Consider the following 12,540-nt stretch of genomic DNA (forward strand, 5'->3'; position numbering starts at 1 on the left):
ATGCAATCAAAGCGCATCCGACTACTTTTCTTTCTCCTTCCCATTTTAACTTTTTCACAAAACATTTATGACATTTCTCTCATCCCTGAAGACCTTAAAAAAGGTGCTTCTGCAGTTGTGCGATATGATGATTTGGAGGTGGAATTTTTAGCCCAAGACAAAATGGTTACTCGGGTAAAATTTGCCATTACTGTCTTTAACAAATCGATGGATGATTACAATTCGCTTTCCTTGGGATTTGACAATCAAAGTATAATTAAAAAAACAGAAATATTAATTTTTGATAAAGAAGGAAATCAGATCAAAAAAATTAAAAAAAGTGATTTTAAAGAATATGCTGCTGCAGATGGTTTTTCGCTTTATAACGACAATAAAATCCTAAACTACACCTATACGCCTACACAATACCCTTTTACAATAGAAAGATCTTATGAGATTCAAACAGAAAATACAGCATTTATACCTGCATTCATCGCGGTTGGAAGTTTTAGGACAAGTGTAGAAAAGTGTAAATATCAGATTACTTACCCTGCTGATATAGCTATTCAGCTAAAAGAGATAAATACAGAGGGATATAAATTTAAAAAAACAGTTGATAATCAATTAATTAGATATGAATTTGAAAACCTAAAAGCTATTGTTCCTGAAAGTTTGGGTCCAAAGTTAGAAGACATTGCTCCCATGGTGAAGCTAGCCCCAAACAAGTTTAGTTTGGCAGGAGTAGATGGTGAAGCTAATAATTGGTTGGAGTTTGGTAAATGGTACAGAGAGAATTTATTAGTTGGTCAAAATGTACTAAATCCTGCGACGGTTGCCACAGTTCAAGATTTAGTTAAAAATGTTGATGATCCGGTAGAAAAAGCCAAAAGAATCTATAAATATATGCAAGATAAAACACGGTATATCAGTATCCAAATTGGCATTGGAGGTTGGAAACCTATGCCTGCTATGGATGTAAATGCATTAGGATATGGAGATTGCAAGGCGCTCACTAATTACACATCCTCGCTCCTTCAAACAGTTGGCATAAACTCTTATTACACTGTAATTTGGGCCGACGAAAAAAAAGATTTTGATTCAGAAATTCCGGTAATGCAAGGTAATCATGCGATCTTGATGGTTCCTTTTGCAAAAGACACTGTGTGGCTAGAATGCACCAATCAAAAAGTTCCGTTTGGACATTTAGGGAATTTTACAGATGACAGGAACGCCCTGGTAATGACTGAAGAGGGAGGGAAAATAATCCGGACTAAATCATACAAAGCCCATGAAAACCTCCAGTACACCACGGGAAATTATAACATTGATGAACAAGGAAACCTTTCAGCCCAACTAAAAATTGAAACAAAAGGAGCTCAACTCGATGATCATTACTTCACGGCAGACCTCGAACCATTGGACAAGGAACGGTACTATAAAAAATACTTTTCAGAAATCAACAATATTAAACTCAATAAAGTTCATCCATCGATGGATTATTCGAACGGATCCTTTTTAGAAAATCTCTCATTTGACGCAAAAAAATACGGCATGAATGCAGGAAATAGAATGCTCATAAGATTAAATGCGTTTAATTTAATGACTTCAATTCCTAGAAAAGAAGAAGATCGAAAGTTTCCATTCATTTTAAAAATGGGCTATCAGGACATTGATGAAGTTGTGGTTCAAATACCAGAAACCTTTAGAATTGAAGCTTTGCCCGAAACAAAAACGATATCTACTCTATTCGGCACCTATTCTCTTTCCATTGAAAAGATAAATGAACACGAGGTTAAATATACCCGGTCTTTAACCATGAAAGAAGGAAAATATGAAGCCAAAAAATATGAGGAATACCTAGAATTTAGAAAACATATCCTACAAATCGATAACTCTAAAATTGTCATCATAAAATCAAATAATTCATGAGAAACTCCTTTTTATTCATTGCCTTCACCCTCATAATTTCTTTTAATCTAATAGCCCAAGACATAAAATTTGGAAAAATAAGTAAGGAAGAACTTGAGGAGAAATTTTATCCCCAAGACACATCTGCCAATGCTGTTGTTCTTTATAAAAACAGAGAAAGCTATTTTACTTATAATGATAATATGGGTTGGATATTACATACCAAAGTACATGAAAGAATCAAAATATATAACAAGAATGGTTTCGATTCAGCCACAAAAAAAGTAAGGTTATATTTTGATAATGGAGAAAATGAGTCTATTTCTATCAAAGCTTTTACCTATAACTTAGAAAATGGGAAAGTAGAAAAAACCAAACTAGAAAAAGATGGTATCTTTTCAGAAGAAATTTCAGAAAAATGGGAAAGTAGAAATTTTACATTACCAAACTTAAAAGACGGGAGTGTTGTAGAGTGGGAATATACCATTGACTCACCATTTTATACCCATATTGATGATGTAATTTGTCAGTACAAAATTCCTATCAAAAAGCTTGAAGTTAGAGTTAAGGTACCCGAATTTTTAGAATTTAAAGTAACACCTAGTGCATATTATCCTATTTCCTTTCAAGTAGGAAGCGATAGTCAAACTGTTAACTACTCTGAAAAAACAAGAACAAGTTATGGTTATGGAGGAGGAGTAACTTCGTCAAAAGTTAATTATGGAAGTGCACAAATACAAGAAAAAACCTATACGGTAAATCAAGAAAATATTCCCGCTTTAGTGGAAGAGCCTTACATAAGTTCTTTAGATAATTATCGCGCTTTGTTAGATTTTGAGATCTTGGCCTACAGACCTACAAATGGTGTCCCAAAGTTTTATAATTCTAGTTGGGAAGATGTTGTTAAAACAATTTATGACAGTGATCGTTTTGGGGGCCAACTCAAAAGATCGAATTATTTTAAAGACGATCTCGAAAAAATCCAAGCCGCTACAAACAATCAGAACGAACTAATAATAGGCGTTTTTGAATTTTTAAAACAAAAGTTTAGTTGGAATGAGAATTTTGGCTATTATACTTCGGTAGGAGGAATAAGATCTGCCTACCAGGAAGGCACGGGCAATGTTGCGGATATAAACCTGACCTTAGTAGCCATGTTACAAGAAGCAAATATAAGCGCCCACCCTGTTTTGCTGAGTACAAGAAGCCATGGGATTCCTATGAATCCAACACATGAAGGTTTTAATTATGTTATTGCCGGAGTAGAAATAGCAGGAAACTATATTTTAATGGATGCTACAGATAAACATGCGGTGCCCAATTTATTACCCGTTAGAGACCTCAATTGGTTTGGAAGGGTGGTAAAAGAGGATGGTAGTTCTGTTCAAATACCATTATATCCATCAGAACATAGTGAGAAAAATATAAAACTTTCTTGTAATATTAATACTGATGGTAGTATTGATGGCACAATGATCGCAAATTTGTCTTCCGTTAATGCAATGATATTTCGCGAAAAATATGAAACGCTAACAGAAGAAGAACAGAAAACCAAAATAGAATCTGAGTTTACAAACTTTGAAATTGAACAATTAAGAATAAATAACTTAGATAACAACTATAAAAATATCCAAGAATTAGTAAAATTTAGTGCTGTTAACCAAGTTGATTTGATCAATGATAAAATTTATTTTTCTCCCCTTTTGTTTCTTACTGAAAGTGAAAGTCCATTTAAACTTGATGAAAGAAATTTTCCTGTAGATTTTGCTACTCCTTGGATAGAAGATTATCGAATTTCAATTAAAATACCTCAAGGATACACAGTTGAATCTGTACCTGAAGAAATGGCCATTGGATTGTCCTCAAATCTCGGTTCATTTATCATAAAAACTGAAATTAATCAAAATAAAATTGAAGTTATTTATCAGGCTAAAATAAATAAGGCAGTCATTCCATCCATTGTTTATCCAGAATTAAAGAAACAATACGACATGGCAATTGCTAAACAACAAGAAAAAATTGTCATTTCACCTGCTATCCCCTAATTAAATCAAAAATGCCATCCTAAAGGATGGCATTTTAACAATTGCAATTCTTATCGCAACTACCTTTATTTTTTTCTTTTTTAAAGAAGAATTTTTTTATTAAAAATCCTGCAGCGAGAATTAATAAACCATATGCCAAAATAGTCTGCCACATTAGTTCAACAAATTAAAAGTGATCCATGCTGTGATATAGGCAATAAGCCCCATACCTATTAATTGTAGTAATGGCCATTTCCAACTATTTGTTTCTTTTTTAACAATAGCTAGGGTACTCATGCATTGCAATGCAAATGCATAGAAAACCAATAAAGACATGCCAACGGCAAGATTAAATCTCTTTTCACCTGTCTCAGGATTGATCTCATTCGCCATTTTTTGTTTGATGGTACTCGCTTCTTCGTCTTGATCGCCAACACTATAGATAGTGGCCAACGTTCCTACAAATACTTCTCGCGCCGCAAATGAAGAGATAAGTGCAATACCAATTTTCCAATCATAACCTAATGGAGCAATGGCAGGTTCAATAGCTTTTCCCATCACACCTATATAACTATTTTCAAGTTTGTAGGCAGCTAACTCATTTTCATAATTGTCATCTGTTGGAGTTATAGACGATTCTTTTTGGAGGTTTTCCTCTGCATTTTTAAAGTTAGCTGGTCCGTTGGAAGCCAAAAACCATAAAATGATCGATATAGCCAAAATAATCTTACCGGCTCCAAAAACAAAAGCTTTACTTTTTTCATAAACTGTATAAAAAACATTTTTCAGGGAAGGAAGTTTATAGTTGGGCATTTCAATTAAAAACAAACTTTCTCCTTTTACTTTTAAAACTCTGTGTAAAAAATATCCGGTGATAATGGCCGAGGCAAAACCGAGGAGATACAAGGCGAAAAGTGTTAAACCCTGTAAGCCAAAAAATCCAAAAACTCTTTTTGGTGGAACTACCAGAGCTATGATAATAGCATATACTGGTAATCTGGCGGAACATGTGGTAAAAGGTGTTACCAAAATCGTGATTAATCGCTCCTTCCATCCATTGATATTTCTTGCCGACATGATGGCTGGAATAGCACACGCTGTACCAGAAATAAGGGGTACCACACTTTTACCACTCATTCCAAATTTTCGCATAATTTTATCCATCAAAAAAACGACACGACTCATATATCCTGTTTCTTCCAAAATGGCAACAAATAAAAACAAGATGGCTATCTGTGGAATAAAAATGACTATTCCACCGATTCCGGGTATGATGCCGTCAGCTAATAAACTCGTAAAAATTCCTTCAGGCAAATGATTATTTATCCAGGAACTAAGATTGGCAAAAAATGAATCAATTAGATCCATGGGGTAGCTTGCCCAATCAAACACAGACTGAAAAACTAAAAAGAGAATCAATGCAAAAATGACATAGCCAAAAAAGCGATGTGTAAGAATTCTATCTAATCTACTTCTCAAATCTTTGGCAAGTGAAATATCTTGATGGTAGGTTTCTTTGAGAATATGATTTATTTTCTGATACCTTAAAACTGTTTCTTTATGTTGATGCTTTTTGAGTAATTCTTTAGAGGTTTTAAAAGAGTCTATTTTAGCTTGTTCTTCCTCATTTAAACGCAATGCACCCGTTTGTGTCACTTTTAACCAAGCGTGATAAACAGGTTTTTCGGGAAACGCCTCTCTTAACTTATCAAAAAAACCTTGGTCAATTCGATCTGCCATATCCGCAAAGGGAAATTTTTCGGCTTGATCGTAATTTGTAATTGCTTCTTTTAATAGTTCTATACCTTCACCTTTTCTGGCACTAATCAAAACAACTTTGGATTGCAGGAGTTCTTCCAACTTTGGCACATCGAGGAAAATTCCTTTATGTTTCATCACATCAGCCATATTCACTACCAAAATCGCGGGTATTTCCAAATCTTTAATTTGAGAAAAAAGCAGCAAATTTCTTTTTATATTTTCAATATCTGCAATAACCACCACAAGATCAACTTCATCTAAAGAGTCTGCAGTATGTAACAAGGTTTCTAAAACAATATGCTCATCTATAGAGTTAGGATTCAAACTGTAAGTTCCTGGTAAATCAATAATGGTTGCTTGAAGTTCTTCGTTGAGTTTGAGTTTACCGGTTTTTTTTTCAACTGTAATTCCGGGATAGTTCCCAACTTTTTGTTTTAAGCCGGTTAATTGGTTAAATAGGGAAGTTTTACCAGTGTTTGGATTACCCACGAGGGCAACTTTTATGGTTTTTACATCTCCCATAAAAATTACATTTTGGTAACCAATATTTTCTGTGCAGTTTCTTTTCGAATCGCTAAATGACTCCCGTTTACTCTGATATAAAGTGGATCTTTGAGCGGTGCCACCTGAATCAACTCAACATCAATTCCAGGTAAACATCCCATTTCGAGTAAAGGCAAAGGAATTGCGTCGAAATTCATTTCTTGAATTAAGGCCTTTTCTCCAACAATAAGATTTGCAATACTAAATTCCAATTTATTTAGACTGATTAAAAATATACTGCGAAAGTACGGAAAATTATCTTTTTTAAACTGACTTTTATCAGTCTGAAAAAGTTAAAAAAAAGACTATTCACTTTCTTCTTTCTTAAGAATAGCGATATCATTTATAATTCGCTCCATTTCAGCTTTATCGGTTCCATCATAAAAGCCTCTTATTTGCTTTTTCTTGTCGACTAAAATAAATTGCTCGGTATGAATAAAGTCTTGATCACCTCCATCACCTTCGTCTAAAACAGCAAAATATGATTTTCTAGCAAGGTTATAGATGTGTTTTTTATCCCCGGTGGTCAAATCCCACTTACCATCAATGGCACCTTTCTTTTCTGCATAATCTTTTAACATGGGTACACTATCCATTACTGGTGTTACAGAATGAGATAAAAACTTTATCTCATCATCATCAATAAAATAGTTCTGTAATTCAGACATATTGACCGCCATTACAGGGCAAATCGTCTGACAGCGCGTAAAGAAGAAATCTGCGACATAAATTTTGTCTTTAAAATTTTCTTGCGTGATTGTATTACCATTTTGATTAACCAAAGTAAAATCACCAATCTTGTGATTTTTTGTAATATGTTTTAGCTGATCATCAACTAGTCTTGGATTTACATCCGCAGGATTGTAAACAGGTAAAACTGTTTTTGGTTTCGACAAGAAATATAATACAGGAATAAAGAAAAGGGCAAAAAAGAATAAAAAGATTAAAGTTGACTTCGATTTTTTGAAAAATTTAATTAATTCCATTCTTGTTATATTTGTGAAAAATTGCTGTAAGTTGCGAGAACAAAATTACTTACTTATTCCTAAAAAGCTTTTATGTTTTTTGATCTTATTTTCGGAAATAATATCGGCTCAGGAAACATCTGTTTCGGACTCTACGGATCTTCTATCCCAAAAAGAAAAACTATCGGCTTCTAATAAGATAGCTTTTAAAGCAAATCCAAATACAAGCGATTACGACATTTATTACCACAAACTTAATTGGAAAGTAGATCCTGCAAAAGCTGAAATTGCAGGTAGAATTACAACCTGTTTTAGTGCCAAAGAAAATCTCGATCAGATTACTTTCGATTTGGCCGATAATTTAATCGTGTCAGAAGTAAGGCAAAGAGGGGTTAATCTGTCATTTATTCAAAATTCTTTAGACGAATTGGTTATTGAACTTCCCAAAACTTTAGAACTAAATCAAAAAGATTCAGTAACTATAATCTATTCTGGCAATCCTGTAAGTTCTGGTTTTGGATCGTTTGAAATAACCCAACATAACGGAACGCCAATACTTTGGACTTTATCTGAACCTTACGGTGCAAAAGGTTGGTGGCCCTGTAAACAAGATCTCAACGATAAAATTGATTCAATCGATATTTTTATAGAGCATCCCAGTAAGTACAAAGCGGCCTCTAACGGATTGTTGATTTCCGAAAAAATTGAGGGTAACTCTACCCTAACCCACTGGAAACACAAATATCCTATACCAGCCTATTTAATTGCGATCGCAGTTACAAATTATGTAGCCTACGTAGATCTTGTTGAAAACGAACCTTATGAAATTTTAAATTACGTCTATCCTGAAAATGAAGTTTCTCGAAGAAATGCAACTGCGGTGACACCAAGTTTGATGAAATTATTTTCCGAGTTGATCGAACCCTATCCTTTTTCAAAAGAAAAGTACGGTCATGCAGAATTTGGTTGGAGTGGCGCCATGGAGCACACTACCATGTCGTTTATGGGAAGCTGGGGTAGATCGATCATTGCTCATGAATTAGCACACCAATGGTTTGGCAATAAAGTAACCTGTGGATCTTGGCAAGACATTTGGCTAAATGAAGGTTTTGCTTCTTATATGGAAGGAATTACCATAGAAAATTTAGACGGTCCTGCGGCCGCCGCTAGTTGGAGAAGAAGTTTAATCAACAATATTACCAGTGTTTCTGGAGGATCTGTTTTTGTGAAAGATACTAGCTCTGTTAATCAGATTTTTAACAGTCGATTATCATATAGAAAAGGAGCGATGGTTTTACATATGTTGAGATACAAATTAGGGGATGAAACGTTTTTTGATGCAATAAGATCCTATTTAAACGATCCAAAACTTTCCTATGGCTATGCAAAAACAGGAGATCTAATCGCTCATGTTGAAGAAAAAAGCAATCAGGATTTGACAGAATTTTTCGCAGATTGGTTTTACGGGGAAGGATATCCGGAATATAAGATCAGTTGGTTTCAAGATGATAAAAACAGATTGAGCATTACAGTAAATCAATCGCAATCACATCCTTCAGTATCGTTTTTCGAAATGCCCTTACCTGTTCGAATTAAGGGTACAAATGGAGAATCAGAAATTCTACGATTAGAAATATCAGAAAACGGACAGACCTTTGATCTCGATGTTCCCTTTTTAATTAGTGAAATTGATATTGATCCTGAAAATAATATCATCTCGAAAAATAATTCTTCTATACTTGGTATTCATGGAGAGGTTCTTAAAAATCAAATTTCTATTTATCCAAATCCTGTTCAGAGCACACTTTTTATAAAAAATGAAAGTTCCGCAGAAATTTATAAAATTGCTATCTATAACATGCTTGGAAAGGAAATCATGAAAGAACAAAATAATTTTACTAAAATTAATATAGAAAAGCTCCAACCTGGAGTCCATTTACTTTGGGTTCAAACTTCACGGGGTAATTTTCATAAAACCATTATCAAATCCTGAGGAATCAATGGGTTTGTTTTAACACACTTTTCTAAAAAGCGAACTCCCATTTTCAATTGAAAAACCTTACATTTGTGCGATTTTCAACTATTTAAGTTTATAAATGGATACATACATAAAAATTGCTCAATTTCTGTTAAGTTTATCGTTATTGATCGTATTACATGAATTGGGTCATTTTATCCCTGCAAAAATTTTCAAAACACGCGTAGAAAAATTTTATCTCTTCTTCGATTATAAATTCTCTCTCTTCAAAAAGAAAATTGGCGAAACCGTTTATGGTATAGGCTGGATTCCTTTGGGTGGTTATGTGAAGATAGCCGGAATGATTGACGAAAGTATGGATAAAGAGCAAATGCTAAAACCACCACAACCATGGGAGTTTCGTTCTAAACCGGCTTGGCAAAGACTGATTATCATGCTAGGTGGTGTAACCGTAAATTTTCTCCTTGGTATTTTTATCTATACAATGATTTTAAATGTATGGGGAAATGATTTTATTGCTCCAGACGGTGTAAAAAATGGATTTGCAGTCACTGAAGAATTCAAAACATTTGGGTTTCAGGATGGAGATAAAATCTTAAAAGTAAATGGGGAAGTACCAATGGATGTAAGCAATATCAATCATCATTTATTGTTGAGAGAGATCAATGATATTGAAGTTGAACACCCTAATGGAGACATAGAGTCAATTCAAATTCCGGAAGACATAGGTCTTAGGATATGGACTTCTGGTGATATGGAACCGTTTAAAATAATCTTTGATCCTATTATTAATGAAGTGGCTCCCGATAGTCCGGCAGAATTAGCCGGTGTTGAAGCCGGTGATGAAATCATGGCGGTAAATGATCAAGAAATAGTATCATGGCCAGAGTTTACAAAACTTGTTGGAAGCCATGTAGGCACTGAGCCACTAAAGCTATCGTTAAAAAGAGACAGCGGCATATACGAAGTGAACGTTCTGCCAAATGAAGATAAAATCATTGGGGTCAATTATGATTTTACAACCTCTGTGACACCTGGACATCAGGATTATGGCTTTTTTGAAAGTGTTCCTCTTGGATTTGATAAAGCATATTGGACTTTAAAAGATTACATTTCTCAGTTCAAGTATGTATTTACAAAAAAAGGAGCAACTAGTTTAGGTGGGTTTATAACCATTGGAAGTATTTTTCCAACAACCTGGGATTGGCAAAAATTTTGGGAAATCACCGCGTTTTTATCCATCATGTTGGCATTCATGAACTTATTACCTATCCCGGCTTTAGACGGCGGCCATGTAGTTTTTACTTTATATGAAATGATAACGGGGCATAAACCAAGTGATAAATTTTTAGAATATGCTCAAATTACAGGTTTCGTTATTTTAATGGGACTTCTACTATTCGCCAACGGGAATGATATTTATAAATGGTTAACAGGAAAGTTCTGATGGGATCGATTTCTTTTTATCTTTAATAGATTCTAATTCGAGTTATCTAAATAAAAAAACTCCATCAAATTGATGGAGTTTTTTTTATTATAAAGAAGTAATTACTTAATCTACAAGAATAATAATTTTGTTATCATTTAATTCGACAGTACCACTTTGAATTGGCAACACCATCGCACCATTATCACCTTTACTAAACTTATTTTGATAAGCCTCTGCAATGGCTGTATTGCCTTTTATCTTCACATTTCCTTCCTGCAACAAAGATACGATTGGTGCGTGGTTGTTTAACATCTGAAACTCACCCATAACACCGGGAACTGTTACAGATTCAACTTCACCTTTAAATATACTTGCCTCAGGCGTTACAATTTCTAAAAACATACAGTTTATTTTAAGCGTCAGCTAACATTTTTTCTCCAGCTTCGATAGCTTCTTCAATCGTTCCTTTTAGGTTGAAAGCAGCTTCTGGATACTTATCTAATTCACCGTCCATGATCATATTAAAACCTTTAATGGTATCTTTAATATCAACCAACGAACCAGGAATTCCTGTAAATTGCTCCGCTACATGGAAAGGTTGTGATAAGAATCTCTGAACTCGTCTTGCTCTATGAACAATAAGCTTATCTTCTTCACTTAATTCTTCCATACCTAAAATGGCGATGATATCTTGTAATTCTTTATACTTCTGAAGAGTCTCTTTTACTCTTTGTGCCGTATTATAATGCTCCTCCCCCAAAACTTCTTTACTCAAAATTCTAGAAGTAGAATCTAATGGATCTACCGCTGGATAAATACCTAACTCGGCAATTTTTCTAGACAATACAGTTGTTGCATCTAAGTGAGCAAATGTGGTTGCAGGCGCAGGGTCTGTCAAGTCATCTGCTGGTACATAAACCGCTTGTACGGAAGTAATAGAACCATTTTTTGTTGAAGTAATTCTTTCTTGCATAGCACCCATTTCCGTAGCCAATGTAGGTTGGTAACCAACGGCAGAAGGCATACGACCTAAAAGTGCAGATACCTCTGAACCAGCTTGAGTAAAACGGAATATATTATCAATAAAGAATAAAACATCTTTTCCTTGACCTTCTCCGGCTCCATCCCTAAAATATTCAGCGATAGTTAAACCAGATAATGCAACTCGCGCACGTGCTCCAGGAGGTTCATTCATCTGTCCGAAAACGAATGATAATTTTGAATCCTTTAATTGACTCTCGTCAACTTTTTCAAGGTCCCATCCCCCTTCTTCCATAGATTTGTTGAATTCTTCTCCGTATTTAATAATACCCGATTCCAACATTTCTCTCAACAAGTCATTTCCTTCACGGGTACGCTCTCCAACTCCGGCAAACACAGATAATCCACCGTGTCCTTTCGCGATATTATTGATCAATTCCTGAATTAATACAGTTTTACCAACACCAGCTCCTCCAAAAAGTCCGATTTTTCCTCCTTTGGCATAAGGCTCGATCAAATCGATTACTTTGATACCGGTAAAAAGAACCTCAGTAGAGGTAGAAAGGTCTTCAAATCTTGGCGCTGCGCGGTGAATAGGTAATCCATTATCACCATCCTTAGGTAAGGCTTTTAATCCGTCAATCGGATCTCCATTTACATTAAATAGTCTTCCATAAATTTCAGTTCCTACAGGAATTTTTATTGGACTACCTGTTGCTACTACCTCATGACCTCTACTCAAACCGTCAGTAGAATCCATCGCAATACATCTTACGATATCCTCTCCTGTGTGCTGCTGAACTTCTAGTACTAACTTAGAACCATCTTCTCTGGTAATTTCTAAAGAGTCATAAATCTTTGGTAATTCAGATTCTGAAGAAAATGACACATCGATAACCGGGCCAATAATTTGAGCGATCTTACCTGTTGTTTTTGCCATTATTTGTAAAAATTAATTTTTGTTAACTATCA

The 12,540-nt window shown here is 34.7% G+C and carries 9 protein-coding genes; 4 read left to right on the forward strand and 5 right to left on the reverse strand.

The genetic code is table 11. From position 1 onward, the window contains the following. Window positions 1–1,908, forward strand: coding sequence for a DUF3857 domain-containing protein (locus ACFQ39_RS02865; RefSeq protein WP_377176251.1), 1,908 nt, complete (start codon window positions 1–3; stop codon window positions 1,906–1,908). Next, the gene (locus tag ACFQ39_RS02870) at window positions 1,905–3,932 is read left to right on the forward strand and encodes a DUF3857 domain-containing protein (protein WP_377176253.1); all 2,028 of its coding nucleotides are present in this window, start codon (window positions 1,905–1,907) and stop codon (window positions 3,930–3,932) included. Before ACFQ39_RS02865 ends, ACFQ39_RS02870 begins: the two co-directional genes overlap by 4 nt. 153 nt (window positions 3,933–4,085) lie before the next feature. On the opposite strand, the gene feoB is transcribed toward ACFQ39_RS02870, so the two are convergent. The 3 genes from feoB to ACFQ39_RS02885 form a co-directional block, all read right to left on the reverse strand. After that, window positions 4,086–6,194 (reverse strand): ferrous iron transport protein B, encoded by a 2,109-nt coding sequence (gene feoB / locus ACFQ39_RS02875; protein WP_377176255.1) that lies wholly within the window; start codon window positions 6,192–6,194, stop codon window positions 4,086–4,088. A gap of 5 nt (window positions 6,195–6,199) precedes the next feature. Further along, entirely contained in the window at window positions 6,200–6,427 is a 228-nt protein-coding gene (locus ACFQ39_RS02880; RefSeq protein WP_377176257.1) for a FeoA family protein, read from the reverse strand. A 93-nt stretch (window positions 6,428–6,520) separates the two neighbouring features. Further along, window positions 6,521–7,201, reverse strand: coding sequence for an SCO family protein (locus ACFQ39_RS02885; RefSeq protein WP_377176259.1), 681 nt, complete (start codon window positions 7,199–7,201; stop codon window positions 6,521–6,523). A gap of 79 nt (window positions 7,202–7,280) precedes the next feature. On the opposite strand from ACFQ39_RS02885, the gene ACFQ39_RS02890 reads away from it, so the two are divergent. Both ACFQ39_RS02890 and rseP read left to right on the forward strand, forming a co-directional pair. Next, complete coding sequence (locus ACFQ39_RS02890) at window positions 7,281–9,173, forward strand: M1 family aminopeptidase (protein WP_377176261.1); 1,893 nt, start codon at window positions 7,281–7,283, stop codon at window positions 9,171–9,173. Between the two features lie 103 nt (window positions 9,174–9,276). Next, window positions 9,277–10,605 carry an RIP metalloprotease RseP gene (gene rseP, locus ACFQ39_RS02895; protein WP_377176263.1) on the forward strand — a complete coding sequence of 443 codons (1,329 nt, stop codon included), beginning with the start codon at window positions 9,277–9,279 and terminating at the stop codon, window positions 10,603–10,605. A 105-nt stretch (window positions 10,606–10,710) separates the two neighbouring features. Here rseP and ACFQ39_RS02900 read toward each other — a convergent pair whose 3' ends face one another. Both ACFQ39_RS02900 and atpD read right to left on the reverse strand, forming a co-directional pair. After that, on the reverse strand, window positions 10,711–10,989 hold the full coding sequence (locus tag ACFQ39_RS02900) for a F0F1 ATP synthase subunit epsilon (protein WP_377176265.1): 279 nt from the start codon (window positions 10,987–10,989) through the stop codon (window positions 10,711–10,713). Between the two features lie 10 nt (window positions 10,990–10,999). Continuing rightward, entirely contained in the window at window positions 11,000–12,508 is a 1,509-nt protein-coding gene (gene atpD, locus ACFQ39_RS02905; protein WP_377176267.1) for a F0F1 ATP synthase subunit beta, read from the reverse strand. Between the last annotated feature and the right edge of the window lie 32 nt (window positions 12,509–12,540).

The organism is Namhaeicola litoreus (assembly GCF_042679565.1).
GTDB lineage: Bacteria > Bacteroidota > Bacteroidia > Flavobacteriales > Flavobacteriaceae > Namhaeicola > Namhaeicola litoreus.

Excerpts from the sequence above, each read along its gene's own strand:
- ACFQ39_RS02865 (WP_377176251.1), top strand. The coding sequence starts at position 1 with ATGCAATCAAAGCGCATCCGACTACTTTTCTTTCTCCTTCCCATTTTA.
- ACFQ39_RS02870 (WP_377176253.1), top strand. The coding sequence starts at position 1,905 with ATGAGAAACTCCTTTTTATTCATTGCCTTCACCCTCATAATTTCTTTT.
- feoB (WP_377176255.1), bottom strand. The coding sequence starts at position 6,194 with ATGGGAGATGTAAAAACCATAAAAGTTGCCCTCGTGGGTAATCCAAAC.
- ACFQ39_RS02885 (WP_377176259.1), bottom strand. The coding sequence starts at position 7,201 with ATGGAATTAATTAAATTTTTCAAAAAATCGAAGTCAACTTTAATCTTT.
- rseP (WP_377176263.1), top strand. The coding sequence starts at position 9,277 with ATGGATACATACATAAAAATTGCTCAATTTCTGTTAAGTTTATCGTTA.
- ACFQ39_RS02900 (WP_377176265.1), bottom strand. The coding sequence starts at position 10,989 with ATGTTTTTAGAAATTGTAACGCCTGAGGCAAGTATATTTAAAGGTGAA.
- atpD (WP_377176267.1), bottom strand. The coding sequence starts at position 12,508 with ATGGCAAAAACAACAGGTAAGATCGCTCAAATTATTGGCCCGGTTATC.